The sequence below is a fragment of the Mesorhizobium sp. M2D.F.Ca.ET.226.01.1.1 genome (assembly GCF_004022705.2).
GTDB lineage: Bacteria > Pseudomonadota > Alphaproteobacteria > Rhizobiales > Rhizobiaceae > Mesorhizobium.
The window spans coordinates 94,068-110,868 of the sequence record NZ_RZOY02000014.1 but is presented as its reverse complement, the minus strand read 5'-3'; the positions used below and the strand labels follow the sequence as shown (position 1 = coordinate 110,868).

At 66.0% G+C, this 16,801-nt stretch carries 13 protein-coding genes; 12 read left to right on the top strand and 1 reads right to left on the bottom strand.

The window, feature by feature from the left end:
• Positions 1 to 9: 9 nt before the first annotated feature.
• The gene (hutH, locus tag EN869_RS27780) at positions 10 to 1,506 is read left to right on the top strand and encodes a histidine ammonia-lyase (protein WP_127229446.1); all 1,497 of its coding nucleotides are present in this window, start codon (positions 10 to 12) and stop codon (positions 1,504 to 1,506) included.
• Positions 1,507 to 1,653: 147 nt separating this feature from the next.
• Here the strand turns inward: hutH and tssH are convergent, their stop codons facing one another.
• The gene (gene tssH, locus EN869_RS27775; RefSeq protein ID WP_127229447.1) at positions 1,654 to 4,476 is read right to left on the bottom strand and encodes a type VI secretion system ATPase TssH; all 2,823 of its coding nucleotides are present in this window, start codon (positions 4,474 to 4,476) and stop codon (positions 1,654 to 1,656) included.
• A 333-nt stretch (positions 4,477 to 4,809) separates the two neighbouring features.
• On the opposite strand from tssH, the gene tssA reads away from it, so the two are divergent.
• The 11 genes from tssA to tssL all read left to right on the top strand — a co-directional run bounded on the left by tssA (position 4,810) and on the right by tssL (position 16,801).
• The gene (gene tssA / locus EN869_RS27770) at positions 4,810 to 5,976 is read left to right on the top strand and encodes a type VI secretion system protein TssA (protein ID WP_127229448.1); all 1,167 of its coding nucleotides are present in this window, start codon (positions 4,810 to 4,812) and stop codon (positions 5,974 to 5,976) included.
• A gap of 6 nt (positions 5,977 to 5,982) precedes the next feature.
• Positions 5,983 to 6,519 carry a type VI secretion system contractile sheath small subunit gene (tssB, locus tag EN869_RS27765; protein WP_127229449.1) on the top strand — a complete coding sequence of 179 codons (537 nt, stop codon included), beginning with the start codon at positions 5,983 to 5,985 and terminating at the stop codon, positions 6,517 to 6,519.
• A 3-nt stretch (positions 6,520 to 6,522) separates the two neighbouring features.
• Entirely contained in the window at positions 6,523 to 8,031 is a 1,509-nt protein-coding gene (gene tssC, locus EN869_RS27760; protein ID WP_127229450.1) for a type VI secretion system contractile sheath large subunit, read from the top strand.
• A gap of 67 nt (positions 8,032 to 8,098) precedes the next feature.
• A complete protein-coding gene (locus EN869_RS27755) occupies positions 8,099 to 8,548 on the top strand; it encodes an Hcp family type VI secretion system effector (protein ID WP_167498734.1) in 450 nt (149 codons plus the stop codon).
• Positions 8,535 to 9,287, top strand: coding sequence for a type VI secretion system baseplate subunit TssE (gene tssE / locus EN869_RS27750; protein ID WP_127229452.1), 753 nt, complete (start codon positions 8,535 to 8,537; stop codon positions 9,285 to 9,287). Before EN869_RS27755 ends, tssE begins: the two co-directional genes overlap by 14 nt.
• A gap of 1 nt (position 9,288) precedes the next feature.
• Positions 9,289 to 11,163: a type VI secretion system baseplate subunit TssF gene (tssF, locus tag EN869_RS27745; protein WP_127229453.1), complete on the top strand. Its 1,875-nt coding sequence runs from the start codon at positions 9,289 to 9,291 to the stop codon at positions 11,161 to 11,163.
• Positions 11,127 to 12,194: a type VI secretion system baseplate subunit TssG gene (gene tssG, locus EN869_RS27740; protein ID WP_127229454.1), complete on the top strand. Its 1,068-nt coding sequence runs from the start codon at positions 11,127 to 11,129 to the stop codon at positions 12,192 to 12,194. Before tssF ends, tssG begins: the two co-directional genes overlap by 37 nt.
• A complete protein-coding gene (gene tagH / locus EN869_RS27735; RefSeq protein WP_127229455.1) occupies positions 12,191 to 13,642 on the top strand; it encodes a type VI secretion system-associated FHA domain protein TagH in 1,452 nt (483 codons plus the stop codon). The genes tssG and tagH overlap by 4 nt, the downstream gene beginning before the upstream one ends.
• A gap of 3 nt (positions 13,643 to 13,645) precedes the next feature.
• Entirely contained in the window at positions 13,646 to 14,098 is a 453-nt protein-coding gene (gene tssJ, locus EN869_RS27730; RefSeq protein ID WP_127229456.1) for a type VI secretion system lipoprotein TssJ, read from the top strand.
• 35 nt (positions 14,099 to 14,133) lie between these two features.
• Positions 14,134 to 15,468: a type VI secretion system baseplate subunit TssK gene (tssK, locus tag EN869_RS27725; protein WP_127229457.1), complete on the top strand. Its 1,335-nt coding sequence runs from the start codon at positions 14,134 to 14,136 to the stop codon at positions 15,466 to 15,468.
• Between the two features lie 4 nt (positions 15,469 to 15,472).
• Complete coding sequence (gene tssL, locus EN869_RS27720) at positions 15,473 to 16,801, top strand: type VI secretion system protein TssL, long form (RefSeq protein WP_127229458.1); 1,329 nt, start codon at positions 15,473 to 15,475, stop codon at positions 16,799 to 16,801.

The following is a 16,801-nucleotide window of genomic DNA, read 5'->3' as shown; positions in this document are numbered from 1 at the left end:
CAGCGCCAGATGACTGCAAGAGTGATCGTCCTCGATGCCAAGCCGCTCAGCACGGAAGATGTCGCGGAGATCGCGCGGCGCGGAGCCCGGCTCGTGCTCGGCGAGGAAGCCATGCGTCGCATCCGCGCCAGCCGCGCCCTAATCGAGCATCTCACCCAGCTCGGCAAGCCGCTCTATGGCGTCACCACCGGACTCGGCGCCTGTGTCGACACACCGCTCGCCGAGGCCGACCTGATCGCCTTCCAGCATAGCGTGCCGCTCAGCCACTCGATGGGCGCCGGCCCGTCGCTGCCGACCGAAGCGGTGCGGGCGCTGATGGTCGCGCGCATCTGCGGCATGGCGGCGGGCGGCACCGGCACCTCGGAGCGCGTGGTGCTCGGCCTGGTCGCGGCGCTCAACGCCGATGTCCATCCGGTCATCCCGAGCTGGGGATCGGTGGGCGCCGCGGACCTCGCGCCACTCGGCCACCTGGCACGGGCGCTGCGCGGCGACGGCGAGAGCGAATATCAGGGCAGGATCATGCCATCGGCCGAGGCGCTGAAGCTCGCCGGGCTCGAACCGCTCGACCTGCGCGAGAAGGACGGCCATGCGATCATCGTCGCCAACAGCCTTTCCACCGGAACGGCGTGCCTCGCGCTCGAGGAGGTCGCCTGCCTGATCGACTGGTCGCTGGCGGCCGTCGCTCTCAACTACGAGGCATTCCGGGCGTCGCTCAAGGCCATCGACGAGGATGCGCTTGCGGCGCGGCCGGCCTTCGGCCAGCAGGAGATCGGCGCGCGGCTGCGGGCCGAGCTTTCAGGCAGCGGGCTGTGGCAGGACCACGCCGCGCGGCGCCTGCAGGACCCGCTCAGCTTCCGCTGCGTGCCGCAAGTGTGGGGCGGGCTGCTGCACGCCTATGAGCAGGCGAAGCTCGCGACCGAAATCGAGCTTGGCCATTCCGGCGACAATCCGGTCATCCTGCCTGAGGCCGAGCGCGTCGTCTCCAATGGCAATTTCGACCTGACGGCCTTCACGCTGACCTGGGAAAATCTCGGCCAGGCGCTGGCGCATTGCGCGGTCGGCACCGCCAACCGCTCGATGAAGCTGATGTCGCCGACGGTGGCGGAGCTGCCGCGCTTCCTGTCGGCCCGGGGCGGCAGCCGCCAGGGTTATGCTGAACTGCAGAAGCCGGTCGCAGCCCTCGAAGCCGAGATCCGCCACCTCGCCAATCCGATGTCGCTGAGCCCCTTGGCGATCTCGGACGGCGTCGAGGACCAGTCGTCGATGGCGCCACGCGTAGTGGCCAAGACGGCGGGGATCATCGAGCGCCTGCGCTATCTGGTGGCAATGGAACTGATCTTCGCGGCGACGGGCGTGGAGCTGCGCGGCGTGCTGGACTCGATGGGCGAAGGCCCGCGGCGCAGCTATGAAGCCGTGCGGGCACTCGTCACCCCGCTCGACGACGATCGCGAGATGAGCGCCGACATGGCGCGAATTGCCAGGATGGTGACGGGGCCGCGGTTCTAGAGCGGCCGCGAGACCCGCCGCGAGCGTCAGTGGGAGTAGATGCCGCCGTCGACCTTCAGCGCCTGGCCGGGGACGAAGGTCGAGAGATCCGAGGCGATGAGCGTGCGCGGCTCGCTGCCGCTCCGAATGGCTGATCTCAATCGTGCTTTATTCGAACGAATAGGTGAATCCTTCCGTCGAGGCACCGACGATGACTTTTGTCATCTTCTTGCCCTCGAGCGAGCGGTTGAGCACGCCACGGCTGAGTTCCGGCAGCAGGGTGTTGGTGAGGATCGCGTCGATCATGCGCCCGCCGGATTCGATCTCGGTGCAACGCGCCTTGACCAGATCCATGACGCCGTCGCCGATGACCAGTTCGGCATCGTTGGTTACCCTGAGCCGGCGTGCAATCTTGCCGAACTGATGCCTGGTGATCGCCTCGATCATCGTATCCGACAGCGGATAGTAGGGAATGGTCACGACCCGGCCGAGGAAGGCGGCCGGGAAGACCTTCAGCAGCGGAGCGCGGAGCGCGGTGTCGAGATCGTCGATGCCGGTCCGCACCGCGCCGTTCTTCGTGCGGTCCATGATGACGTCGGAGCCGACGTTCGAGGTTAGCAGGATCAGCGTGTTCTTGAAGTCGATGCGGCGGCCTTCGCTGTCATCCATCATGCCCTTGTCGAAGACCTGGAAGAAGATCTCGTGCACGTCCGGATGCGCCTTCTCAACCTCGTCGAGCAGGATCACGGAATAGGGTTTGCGCCGTACGGCCTCGGTCAAGATGCCGCCCTTGCCGTAGCCGACATAGCCGGGCGGCGCGCCTTTGAGGGTCGAGACGGTATGGGCTTCCTGGAACTCCGACATGTTGATCGAGATCAGGTTCTGCTCGCCGCCATAGAGCGTTTCGGCAAGCGCCAGCGCGGTTTCGGTCTTGCCGACGCCGGAGGGACCGCACAGCAGGAACACGCCCACCGGCTTTTCCGGCGCGCCGAGCCCGGCGCGGCTGGTCTGCACGCGTCTGGCGATCATCTCCATCGCGTGGTCCTGGCCGACGACGCGCTCGGATAGCGTGGCAGCGAGCTTCAACGCCTTCTCGGTCTGGCTGGAGAGCATCCGTCCGGTCGGAATGCCGGTCCAATCCTGGACAACGGCGGCCACGGCATTGCGGTCGACCGAAGGCAGTATCAACGGCGTTTCGCCTTGCGCCGCGGCGAGTTCCGCCATCAGTTCGCGCAGCCGTGCCAGGTCGGCAGCGGCCTGATCCGCCGGCTGGGCGGAAACAGCCTCGGCCTTCGCAGCCTTGGATCCCTTGGCTTTCGAGGTCTTGGTTTTCTTGGCTTCGGCAGCCTTGGCTTCGGCAACCTTGTCCTCAGCCGGCTTTTGCTCTGGCGCCTTTGGCGCGCTCTGCGTCTCGGCAGCAGCCTCTTCAGCCGCCGCTTCATCGAGCGGCACGCCCTCGCCCCGCAATTTAGCGCGCAGATCGAGGATCTCGCTGACCAGAGCCTTTTCGCGATCCCAGCGCGCCTGGGCTGCGGCCAAAGCGGTCTCGGTTTCCGCCAGCCCGGCGTCGACGCGAGCCCGCCGCTCGGCGACCTCGATGCCGATCGCCGCCTCGCGGCCAATGATGCCCTTCTCCACTTCCAGCGCCTGGCGGCGGCGCAGGATATCCTCGACCTCGGCGGGCGTGGCATGCTGCGAGACCGCGACGCGGGCGCAGGCGGTGTCGAGCAGGCTGACGGCCTTGTCCGGCAACTGCCTGGCCGGGATGTAGCGGTGCGACAGTGAGACCGCCGCCTCGATCGCCTCGTCCAGGATCTGCACCTTATGGTGCTGCTCCAACACGCCGGCGACGCCGCGCAGCATCAGCACGGCCACCGCTTCCGACGGTTCCTCGATCTTGACCACCTGAAAACGGCGGGTCAGCGCCGGATCCTTCTCGATATGCTGCTTGTATTCGGCCCAGGTCGTGGCGGCGATGGTGCGCAGCTCGCCGCGCGCCAGCGCCGGCTTCAGGAGATTGGCGGCATCGCCTGTGCCGGCGGCGCCGCCGGCGCCGATAAGGGTGTGCGCCTCGTCGATGAACAGGATGATCGGCACCTCGGAAGCCTGGACCTCGTCGATGACTGCCTTCAGCCGCTTCTCGAACTCGCCCTTGACGCTGGCGCCCGCCTGCATCAGCCCGACATCGAGCATGCGCACGCTGACATTCTGCAGCGTCGGCGGTACGTCGCCCTGGGCGATGCGGAGGGCGAATCCTTCAACGACCGCCGTCTTGCCGACGCCTGCTTCGCCGGTCAGGATCGGGTTGTTTTGCCGGCGTCGCATCAGGATGTCGACGATCTGCCTGATTTCCGGATCGCGGCCGACGACGGGATCGATCTTGCCGTCACGGGCTCGCTGGGTGAGGTCGGTGGCGTATTTGGCGAGCGCCGAGTCCCCACCGGGACCGCGCTTCATCGGCGTCTCCGTGGCAGGCTCGGGGGGAGGTGAGCCGGCTTCGAGCGAGCCTTCGGTGACGTCGGCGAAGCGGGAAATGACCCCGTCGGCGTCGATCTTGTCGAACTCGGCGCTGATCTTCGATACCAGGCCTTCCAGCACCGGCGTCTTCAGGCAAGCAAGCAGGATATGGGCGCTGCGCACCTCTTCGGCGCGGAACTCCAGCGTCGCCAGGTTCCAACCCTCCTGGATCGCGTGGAAGATGTGATCCGAAAATTCTTCAATGGAAGTGGCGCCATAGGGCAGCTTGTCGATGGCACGGGTCATGTCCGCCGTCAGCCGGCTGGCGTCGATGCCGGCGTCGGCGACGATCATCTGCACGTCCGAGCGTTCGGACAGAACCAGTTGCTGAATGAAGTGGACGAGTTCGACATAGGGATTGCCGCGCAACTTGGCCGTGTCGGCCGCCGCCTTGAAGGCGCGCACCCCCGTGGCGTTGAGCTTGGCGACCAGTTCCTTCCGCTTGAAGCTCTGCGATGACCGGCGCTGTTCCATCGAACCTGCTCCCGCAACCTGCCGACCGTACCCTGCCATATAAGCGGCTGCTTGACAAAGCCGCGTGGCGGATAAGGTTTTTTGAATCTATCCGGGCGGCACCGCCCGGTTACACAAGCCTTGCAAACTCCTGGCAACAGACACCGGATTGCCGTCCAGGCTATGCGAGCCATTTCACATACCGGGTCCGACAATCGCGCAATGGGTTTCGCCGCGGAAAACGGTCGCGTTTAGCTTCCGTTAGTTTTTGCGCAGGTGCTCAATTGTCGTGGCGTGAGGCCGGTGATAACGTTACGTCACATAGGGTCTCAGGTCCTCTGGCTGGGGGTTGGTGTGATTGATCTCGCACTCTGGCTGAATCCTCTGAACGGTGCGAATCCGTCGGGGGAGGACTTGCGCAACGACCCGGCCTTCCATGAGCTGGAGCGGCTGACGGAAGCCCAGCTCAAAGTTTCCCACGACGGCAACAACACCTCGCAGACCACCGTCCCGGTCGACTGGGCGGCAGTCCTGGAAAAGGCCGAGGAATTGCGGCCCCGCGGCCGCGACTTGCGTCTGCTGGTCCTCGTCACGCGCGCTCTCGCCAATGAGGAAGGCCTGGCGGGTCTCGCCCAGGGGCTAACGCTGATTGCGCGGACCTTTGAGCAATACTGGGACACGATGCACCCGTCACTGCGCTCTGGTGCGCCACGTGAAGCCGCCTTGCGCCGCATCAACGCGCTGCTCGACCTGCAGAACGGGCAGGAAGGCCTGCTGGCGAACCTCAGGCAGGCGGTTTTTTTCTCGCCGCGCGCCATCGGGCCGATCAGCGGGCGGGACCTGGAGCAGGCGGCGATCGACGAGCGCGTCATGCTGCAGGAAGCAGCCTCCGGGCTTGGCGCTGCCGAAAAGGCGGCGCTGACGAGCGCCCACAACCAGCTGTTGAACCGCGTGCGCACCGGGTGCGCGGCGCAGATCGATCAGGCAGCGGATGCCATGACGTCCCTGCTGGCGGACGCGCATTCCGCGATTTCCGCCCTCGACACGGTCGACGCCGCGCTCAATCCCCGCATCGATGGCAATGGCGCCACTGTCCCGGAATTGAAGAGGTTCCTGCAACGTTTGCTGACGACGCTGGAGCGGAACTCCAGCGCCGCCGCCGCTAATGGCACTGCAAAAACTGCCCCGCAGCCGGCGGCGCCGGCGTCGACACCCGCCCGAAACGGTCATGGAGCCGAGACGATGGCAAGTGTGGCTAACTCTGTGGAAGCGAGCGCCGGTCTGCCGGACCGGATCAACTCGCGCGATGAGGTCGTCAAATGCCTGGACCTCGTGGTCGCCTTCTACGACCGCACCGAGCCGTCCAGCCCGATCCCGCATCTCGCGCGTCGCGTGCGCCGGATGGTGCACATGGATTTCGTGGAACTGATGGAAGATCTCGCCCCGTCGGGGCTGAAGGAGTTCCGGCAGCTTGCCGGTGTCCCCGATCCCAAGAAGCCGGCTCAGAAGGATGAAAGGTAGAAAAGCATGCCAGCAGAGAGCAAAGCGAAGGTCATCGAAAGAAACCGGGCGCCGCGCGTGCAGATCGCCTATGACGTTGAAACCTACGGCAGCCCGACGACGATCGAACTGCCGTTCGTCATGGCAGTGATGGCCGATCTTTCGGGCGCCTCACAGACCAGGGAAGCGTCGAAGTCGGTCCTCGACCGCAACTTCGTCGAAACCGACGCCAACCGCTTCCCCAAATTCATGGAGGCGATGGGCCCGCGCGTGAAGGCGCGGGTGAAGAACACCCTGCCGCAGGCCGAGGGCCAGGAGCGGGACGAAGAGCTCGCGATCGACCTCACCTTCTCCAAGATGGGCGATTTCGCGCCGGACAAGGTCGCCGAGCAGGTTCCGCAACTGGCCGAGATCCTGAAGATGCGCCGTCAGCTCGAGGAGCTGCTGGGCTTCATGGACGGCCGTGTCGACGCCGAAAAGCGCATCGCGCAGCTTCTGAACAACGAGCCGCTGCTGAGCAAGATCGCCAGCCAGGCGATGGATGACGGCAAGGGCGAGGAGTAAGTCATGGCCGAACAGCAAAAGACCGCAGCCGCCACCGCCGAGGCGGAAGCCATCGATCTCGGCGAATTCAGCGGACTCCTTGAGAAGGATTTCAAGGTCAAGAAGGACGACAGCGAGAAGCTGCAGCAACTGGTGCGCAACCTGGCGCTGGCCGCCCAATCGCGCTCCGAGACCACGACGATCTCGTCCAACGCGATCAAGTCGATCAAGTCGCTGATCGCCGGCATCGACAAGATGCTGACGACGCAGGTCAACGAGATCCTGCATGCACCGGAAGTGCGCGAGATGGAAGGCACCTGGCGCGGCCTCTGGTATCTCATCAACAACACCGAGACGGATGCCAAGCACCTCAAGATCCGGGTGATGAACATCTCCAAGGAGCAGTTGGCCGACACGCTCGAAGACTATGAAGGCCAGATGTGGGACCAGAGCCCGATCTTCAAGAAAGTCTACACGGACGAGTATTCGATGCTGGGCGGCGAGCCGATCGGCTGCATCATCGGCGCCTACGAATTCTCGAACCATCCGCGCGACGTCGGCCTGCTGCGCAACATTTCGGGCATCTGCGCCTCGGCGCATACGCCCTTCATTGCCGCTGCATCGCCGCGCCTGTTCCGCATGGACAGCTGGCAGGAACTGCCGAACCCGCAGGACCTGCAGATGATCGTGAACAACCCGGCCTATGCCTCGTGGCAATCGCTGCGCGAGAGCGAGGACGCCCGCTATATCGGGCTCACCATGCCGCGCGTGCTGGCGCGCCTGCCCTATGGCTCGGAAACCGTTCCGGTGAAAGGCTTCACCTTCGAGGAGGAGGTGGGCGGCGATCATAACAAATATGTCTGGATGAACGCCGCCTTCCCGATGGGCGTGAACATCAACCGCAGCCACAAGCTCTATGGCTGGGGCACGCAGATCCGCGGCGTCGAGAACGGCGGCACGGTGATCAACCTGCCGGTGCATGCCTTCCCGACAGACGACGGATCGATCGCGATGAAGTGCCCGACCGAAGTCGCCATCGACGACCGCCGCGAGGCGGAACTGGCCAAGCTCGGCCTGATGCCGATCCTTCACCGCAAGAACACCGACCTTGCCGCCTTTATCGGCGCCCATTCATTGCAGGACGACGAGACACGCGCCGGCCGTCTTGTCGACCCCGACGCGCAGTCGAACGAGCGGCTCTCGGCGAACCTGCCCTATCTTTTCCCGGTGTCCCGTTTCGCGCACTACCTCAAGGCGATTGCGCGCGACAAGATCGGCTCGTTCAAGGAACGCACCGACATGCAGATCTGGTTGACCGAATGGATCAACCGGTACGTGCTGGCCAATCCAGCCTTCGCTGACGACAAGGCGCGCGCCAAGCGTCCCCTTGCCGCGGCCGAGGTCCAGGTCGACAGCGTCGAAGGCCGGCCCGGTTACTACAATGCCCGTTTCTATCTGCGTCCGCACTACCAGCTGGAAGGCATCAACGCCTCACTCCGGCTGGTGTCGGAACTGCCGTCAGTGAAGGGCTGAAATCGCAAAGTGTTTCGTTTGAAAGCGGTGGAGAAAGACAATGCCTGACAGAGCCGATGCGCCTTCGATGAAGATCGACGGTTTCCTGAAAGTCCCGGATATCAAGGGCCCGAGCAAGCGGGACGGCCATGAGGACGAGATCGAGATCCATGGCGTCGATTACAAGATGATCGCGCCGTACGACCCGAACTCGCTGTCGCGGCGCGGCCGCGTGTCGATGGGGATGATCAAATTCTTCAAGCACTACGACAAGTCTTCGCCTTACCTGAAGAAGGCGCTGTTCGAGAACAAGGCGCTCGACGAGGTGGTGTTTTCGGCACGCCGCACCATTGACGGCGAGACCAGCGACTATCTGGTCGTGACGCTCACCGACGCTTCGGTCATGGAATACGATATGCGGCAGGCCCGCGACGAGGCGGACCTCATCGAGGAAGAGGTCAGCTTCGCCTACAAGAAGATCAAGTTCGTCTACAACAAGGACGACGAGATCGAAATGGACGTCTATGTCGGCAAGTGAGGCCAAACGGCCTGGTGCGAAGGCGCAACTTGCCGGCAGCTCCCGGGCGAAACGCGAGGCGGTCCAGCCCTCCCTCTGGGACCGCCTCGTCAACGATTTGCCCGGGCTGACGTCGGAGATCGACGGGCTGCGTCGCCTGCTGGAAGAAGAACTCGGCGCCGAGCGCGTCGAGGCTCTTCTTGCCGGCAGCGCGCGCGCCATCGATGCCGATGCCGAATTGACGTCCGAGCAGAAACGGCGCCTGCACCGGCTGGTGTTCCAGACCGAGCATCGCGCCGAAATCGAAAGCCGCGGCGTTGTGGTCTCGGCGCGCGTGCTGCGCGAAGCCGTCCGGCGCGACATCGAGGCCCTGTTCAACACCGAGCGCTTCGAATCCGTCCCGATGCTTTCCGATGCCGAGCACGAAGAGCCTTTGGACGAGCTGCCGCCGCTCGCCGATTTTCCGGAAGTGCGCCGCAGCGTCGTGAATTACGGCGTGCCGTCCTTTTCGGGCCGCTCGTCGCGTGATTTCGACCGCGACGCCCTGGCGCGCGAGATCCGCGCTGTGCTCGCCACCTTCGAGCCGCGCCTCAAGGAAAGCGCCACGACCGTGAATGTCACGCTCGGCGACAAGAGCGTCGGCCTCAAGATCGAGATCGACGCCGTTCTGATCATGACGCCGACGCCGGAACGCATGCGGCTGCGCACCACGATCAATCTCGACAACGGCCTGGCGCGAACCGAATTCCGGGAGACCTGAAATGGATCGGGTCTTCGTTGAGTATTACGAAGAGGAACTGACCCATATCCGGGCGCTTGCCGCCGAATTCGCCGACATGCATCCGGCGGTCGCCCGCAATCTTTCCCTCGACACGGTCCCCTGCCCCGACCCTTATGTCGAACGGCTACTCGACGGCGTGGCCTTTCTGGCGGCGCGCACCCGGCTGAAGGTCGACGCGGAGCGCTCGCGGTTTTCGCGCGCCGTGCTCGACGTGCTCTATCCGGACCTGGTGACGCCGGCGCCGGCGACGGCGATGGCCGTGCTGAAACCTGGACAGCAGGTGCAGTCGATGATCGCCGGCCACGCCGTCGCGCGCGGAACGCGGCTGGTCTCCAGCCTGCATCCGGGGCTTTCGACGCGCTCAACCTTCACCACCGCGCAGGAAGTGACGCTGTGGCCGATCGCGATCACCTCGGTCAGCTATTTCCAGGATCGGAGCGCGCTGGCGGCTGCCGGCATCGCGCCGGTCGGCGGCGTGCGCGGCGAAGCGGCGTTTCGCGTCACGTTGGCGCGGTCCGGAAAGGGCAAGCTCAGCGAATTGTCGCTCGATCGTCTCGACCTCTATTTCGCCGGGCGCGCCAAGGCGCCGCTGCTGTTCGACGCGATCTTCGGCGCCTGCTCGGCTGTCGGCGCCCGAGCCGAAGGCAAGACCAATCCGCTCACGGCCCTGCCCGAGCCCGAAATGATCGGCATAAGCGACGATGAAGCTCTGATGCCGCGCACCCGCCCAACCTTCGAGGGATACCGGCTGCTGCGCGAGTATTTCATCATCCCCGAGCGCTTCAACTATGTGCGCGTCGCCGGCCTGCAGCCGGTGGTGCGCAGATGCGATGGAAGCCTCGAGATCATCTTCCTGTTCCGCCGTCCGGCACCGGAACTCGCCGATGTGACGACAGCCGATTTCGAGCTCTTCGTGACGCCGGTGATCAATCTCTTCGAGCGCGAATGCAACGTCATCGAGATCGATCAGCGCAGGACGCGTCAGGTGGTGCATGCCGACCGCACGCGGGCCCGCGATTTCGAGATTTTCCGCGTCACCCGGGTGGAAGACGCCGACGCGGAAGGCAACGAGGCGATAATTCCCGAATTGTTCAGCCTGGGGCAGAACCGCGGCAGCGGCTGGGTCTATTCGACCGAACGACGTCCGCGTCGAGCCACCGAAGAAGAGCGGCGCGAGGGTCTGACCCGCACCTCCTACACCGGCGACGATGTCTTCGTCGCGGTCTCGCGCCCGGCTGGAAGCCCGGCGAACCGGCCGCTCAAGCGACTCGACATCATGGCGCTCTGCACCAATCGCGACCTGCCGATCCTCGACGACACCCCGACGCTGACGCTGGAAACCGCGGATCCGGTCGAGACGGTGCGGCTGATGGGTGCGCTGCGGCCGCCGCAACCGGCGATCCCGGCAGCGCTGCCGGCGGGCGCCGAAGGCGAATCCCGCGCCGACAATCTCGCCTGGCGGCTGGTGGCGCAGCTCTCGCTCAACTTCCTCAGCCTCGCCAAGGAAGGCCGCGGCATCGATCCGCTGCACGCGCTGCTCGACCTCTACGCCGATCGCGGCGATCCGGGCCTTGCCCGCAACGTGCATTCGATCACCCGCATCGACTCGCGCCCGGTGATCGAACGGCTGCAGATCGACGGGCCGATGTGCTTCGGCCGCGGCACGGAGGTGACGCTGCATGTCGACCAGTCGGTGCTGGCAGGTCAAAGCTCGCTGCTGCTTTCGGCCCTGCTGGCGCGGCTGTTTGCCCGCCATGCCGGGATAAATGGCTTCGTGCGGACGCGCACGCGGTTGCTGCAGAAGCAGGAGGATGTGCCATGGCCGATGACGCCCGGCAATCGCTACCTGATCTAGCGCAGCCGGCTCCGAAGGAAGCCGAGGCGCTGTCGGAGGGCTTCGACTTCTTCGAGCTGCTGCGCCGCCTCGAACAGCGGCGCGGATTGTTCGGCTATTCCGGAACCGCGGACCGCGAGCCGGCAAGGCTCGGCCAACATGTGCGCCTGAGCTTCTCGGCGCGGGACGTCGTCAAATTCCAGGATGCCAGGGACAAGGCTCCGGCGCGCGTGACTGTCGCCAATCTCGGCCTGCTCGGGCCGGAAGGGCCGATGCCGCTGCATCTGACCCGCTGGGTGCTCGACCGCCTGTCGCAGCGCTGGTTCACAGGCGCCGACGCCGAGCAGACCAGCGACACGACTTTCGTCGACTTCGTCAACATCCTGCAGCACCGCATGATCGCGCTCTACTACCGGGCATGGGCCGACGCGCATCCGGCGGTGCAGGTCGAACGCTCGGTCGGCGGGCGCGTGCGCGCCATGCTGGAAGCGATGGCCGGGATCGGCCTGCCCGGCACGCAGGACCCCGAGCTTGACACGGTGCGGCTGCGCCAGGCCGGATCGCTCGCCAACCAGGTCGACGGCGCGGAGCGGCTGACACTGTTTCTCGCCACGGCCTTCAAGGTGCCGGTTGAGATCAAGGAATTCGTCGCCGCCTGGATCACCATACCGAAGGCGCTGCAGAGCCGTGTCGGAAAGGCCTATGCCTCGCTTGGCAGCGGCGCGACAATCGGCCCGCGCGTCTTCAGCCGGCAGAGCAGGATCGAACTGCGCGTCGGACCGCTGAGCCTCGACGACTTCAAGTCGTTCCTGCCCGGAGAACGCCGCCTTGCCCTGTTCAAGAAGGCGGTGCGCGACATGATCGGAGAGGCGCTCGACGTCGATCTGCGCATCGTGCTCGCGCGGGAGGCGGTGCCACCGCCTAAAATGGGAACCATCCAGCTCGGCCGGACCTCCTGGCTTTCGCGCCCCGCCGAGAAGGGCGACGCCGACGATCTCAGGTTGCGCACCGTCGTCGGCTGGCGGTCGGACATGGCGGAGGCAGCCGCATGAGCCTGCTGCTGACGCTGGAACAAGGCCCGCGCTCGCAAGTGGTCAGGCAGACCCGGCTGGACGAGGGCGAACTGGTGATCGGCCGCAGCGCCGACGCCGGCTGGCAGATCGACGATCCGGACATGTTCGTCTCGCGCGCCCACTGCAAGATCAGCGGCGGCCGTGACGGCTACTACGTGACCGACACGTCGAGCAGCGGATTGTTCATAGACGACTCCGACAGCCCTCTGGGAGCCGGCAGGTCGGCGCGGCTGCAGAGCGGCATGCGGCTGCGCATGGGCGACTATGTGCTCCATGTCGAGGTGCAGCCGGGCGCCGGCCACACGTCGGTCGGTCAGGCGCCGATCGTCAACCATGCGGCGCCAGCATGGTCATCGCCGCAGCCAAGGACGCCGCCCAGCCTCGGCGGCGATGACTTCTTCTCGGCCAAGGTCGAGGAAGAGCCGCCGCGCCCGCGCCCGGCCGGGTTGCCGGATCCATTCGAGAAGCCGGTGCCCGGAGCCTACGATCGCGTTTCCAGCCAGCGCAGCTCGCCGGCCTTCGATGACCCGTTCAGCCTCGATCCGGTGGCAACGCCGGCCTCAAACGATGAGCCGGCCGCCGGCCGAGCGGACCCGTTCGGCTTCGGCGACATGCCGTCGCGCAACGATACGCCCGAACCCGCGCCCAGAGCGGCCAGTTTCAACGACGATTTCAGCTTCGGGCCGGCCCCGACGCCCGCTTCCGCCAATGCCGCCGATCCGGTTGCTCGTGTCGAGCGCCCCGCCGAAAAACCACAAGCTGCTCGTCCATGGGAGATACCGGCACAGGCGGCTCCCGCCCCGTCCCGCCCTGTTCCCGTGCCCAAGCCGTCCCGTCAGCCGCAACCGGCGCCAAGTGACATGGCGCTGCGCGCGGCGTTCCTGCGCGGCATGGGCGTCGAAGAGGCCGATTTTCCCGGGCGCGATGCGATTGTCGAAATGGAGAAGTTCGGGCGGGAATACAGGCTGATGCTCGATGGCCTGATGCAGCTCCTGCGCAAGCGCGCCGAGGAGAAGGGAAGCGCGCGCGTCGCCCAGACGATGGTCGGCGCTTCCGAGGTCAACCCGCTCAAATTCCTGCCGACGGTCGAGGACGTCATCGTCACCATCATCGCCGAACGCAGCCCCGGCTTTCTCTCCGGCGAAGCGGCGATCGGCGACGCGGTGAAGGACCTTGCGCAGCATCATGTGCGCGCCTGGCGCGGCGTGCAGGCAGCGTTGCGGCGCATGATCGACCGTTTCGATCCGGCCGCGATCGAGGAAGAGCTCAAGTCCAATTCCGCCATCGGCAATCTGCTCGCCGGCGGTCGCAACGCCAAGCTTTGGGAACTCTACCAGAAACGCCACCGCGACATCGCCCAGAGCGCGGAATCGAGCTTCCTGGGCGAGATCGGCGCTGACTTCAGGGATGCATATGAAGAGGAGTGAAGCATGATCGACAGACGCGAATTCATCGTTGCCATCGGCACCACGGCCCTGCTTGCGGCTTGCCAGAGCGGCCCGCCGAAACCATCGGTGATCTCGGTCAACGTGACCGGCGGCGCCGGCATGAACCCGGGACCGGGCGGCGGCGACCGGCCGGTGACGGTGTTGGTGATGCGGCTTGCCAGCACCGGCAAGTTCAATTCGGCCGACTATTTCGCGCTGCAGGGCGATGCCGGTTCGGCGCTCGGCGCCGACCTCATCGGCTCGGATTCGATCTCGGTCGCGCCGGGCAAGACGGCGGCCAAGACCATCACCGTCGAGCCGAACGCCACGGCGCTCGGCTTCGTCGCGCTGATCCGCGAACCCGGCGGACGCAACTGGCGCACGACCAAGTCGGTATCGCCGGGGTCGAAATTCACCATCAACGTCAACCTCGGCAAGGGCGGCATATCCGCCTAGCGAAGCGCCAACAGGGCAGTGCAGAGAGTGGCAGCATGAGCGACGCAAACAGGGTGCTGTGGTCCGAGGGGCTCTTCTTGAGGACCCAGCATTTTCAGCAGCAGGACCGGTTCTTCGAGGGGATGGTGCGCGGCGCCTTGCAGGCCGGCCAGCTCCATACGTTCGGCTTCCAGCAGCTGACGCTCGACCAGTCGCTGCTCGATGCCGGTCAGGTCTCGATCGTGTCCGCCCGGGGCATTTTCCCGGACGGCACGCCCTTCTCCATCCCCGAGCTGATGGATGCGCCGAAGCCGCTGCCGGTCACGGCCGACACCGGCGCCGGGCCAGTGCTGGTGGCGCTGCCGCTCGAACCACCCGGCGGCGTCGGATTCGATCCGGCGCATGCCCAATCGACCGGCGCGCGCTACCACGGCAAGATCGTCCCAGTGCGCGATGCCGTGCAGGGCGGCGCCGATCCGGAGGAGATCGAAATCGCCCGGCCGCAAGCCGTGCTGCTGGCGCCCGGCAAATCGGTCGGCGGTTATACCGCGCTGCCGGTCGCCGACATCAAAGGCGTTCGTGCCGATGGTGGCGTCTCGCTCGACCAGTCCTTCCTGCCGCCGACGCTGATCACCGGCGCCGTCGCCTGGTACCGGCAATTGCTGCAGGAGGTGGTCACCGGCCTCGACCAGATCGCCGAGGCGCATGGCAAGATGGTGATGGGCGGTGCCGGCCGCAGCGTCGAAGACCTTTTGATGCTGCACCTCGCCAACGCCGCGCGGCCACGCCTTGCGCATATGCTCACACAGGATGTCTTCCATCCGGCCGAGCTCTATCTCGAGCTTGCCGGCCTTGCCGGGGAGATGGCCACCTACGGCTCGAGCTCGCGGCGGCTCGGCGAATTGCCGGCCTACGACCACATGGCGCCCGGCCCCGCCTATATGGCGCTGGCCGACGCCTTGCGTTCGCTGATCCTCAGCCTGCGTTATATCGAGCCGAAATCGCGTGCGCTGCCGGTCATGCGGCACGCGACCAATGTCTGGAAGGTGCGCATCGACAACCCGAAGCTTCTGGTCGCCAGCCGCATCGTCATCCGCGTCGGCTCCGAGCTCTCGGAAGACGCGCTGCGCAAGATCTTCGTCAACCAGGCGACGGTCGGCTCGGCGGACCAGTTCGAGGGTCTGTGGAAGTCGCGCCTGCCCGGCATTCCGCTGAAGCCGCTGCACTCTCAGCCGCGCGAAATCCCCTATGACGGCGACCGGCTGTGCCTGGAGCTCGACCAGAAGAGCGAGCATTGGGCCTCGCTGCTCGACGCGCCGGGCTTCGTCATCGGCGTTTCCGGCGTGCTGCCGAGCGAGCCGCAGGTCGACTGCTATTCGGTGAACAGGTGAGGCCATGAGCCGGGATGATCCCTTCGGACTGTCGGAGGATCGCGAGCGCACACGCATCCGGCTGACCGGTGCGGCGCCGCGGCCGATGGCGCCGTTGGCGCCGGGCGCGCCGGTCAAGCGGGCGCGCGCCCATCCCAACACGCTCATCAACATCTTCGCGCCGCTGCTCGAATTCGCGCCGGAGCTCGAAAGCGCGCTGGCGCCTGAGAACCCGGAAGTGATGCGCACGCGCCTGCTCGACGAGTTGGTGCAGGCTCGCGACGCCGCTGTTGCCGCGGGCTCATCGCTGGAGCGCGCGGACCAGGCGGCCTGGGCCGTGGCGGCACTGCTCGACGACCTTGCGCTCAACACGCCGTGGGGCGGCGCCAGCGCGTGGCCGCGACAGCCGCTTGTGGTCATGCTGCGCGGCGACGTCGATGCCGGCACCCAGTTCTTCACCAGGCTCGACGAGCTGGAGCGGCATCCCAACCGCGACCGCGAGATGCTGGAGCTGCAATATTACTGCCTGGCGCTCGGCTTCCGCGGCAAGTACCGAGTGCCCGGCCGCGCCGGCGACCGTTCGCTGAACGCCGTGCGCGTGGCGGCGGCGCGCTTCCTGCGCAATGCAGATGCCGAGGATTCGCCGCTGTCGCCGAACTGGAAAGGCGTGATCGCGTCCGACGAGCCGCAGCGCTTCATCGTGCCGATCTGGGTGATGGCGCTTGCCGCGATTGTCGTCGCCGCCGCTGCCTATGTCGGCCTATCGATGGGCCTGAGCAGCCAGGCCGTCGAGCTTTCTGCGCTGGTGCGCACGCTGCCGCCGGCCTCGCGCGGCGATGTCACCCGCGCCGCGCCCAAGCAGGATGCCCCCGAACCCGAAGCGCCGCAGCCGGTCGATTTCGCGCTGTTGCCCGAGTTCAAGGCCGCGGCGCCGGACGAGCTGAAGGGCGCGCTGAGCGGCACCGAGAGCGTCTCGCTGGCGAAGCTCATCATCCAGTCCTCCAATCCCGAGCTGTTCCAGTCGTCGCGGCCGACGCTGACCGAAGGCTACGAGCCGCTCATCGCGTCGATCGCCAAGGTGATCCTCGACAACAAGGAGCTGATCGGAAAGATCACCGTCGTCGGCCATACCGACAATGTGCGGCTGCAGAAGTCCAATCCGCTGGCCAGCAACCAGCGTCTGTCGGAAGCCCGCGCCGAAACCATAGCCAAGCTTCTGGTGCAGGCCGGCGTGCCGCAGGACAGCATCTCGTCCGAGGGCCACGCCGAAACCGATCCGGTGGCCGACAATTCGACGCGCGAGGGCCGCGCGCTCAACCGGCGCGTTGAGGTTCTGGTCGAGAAGAGGCTCTGA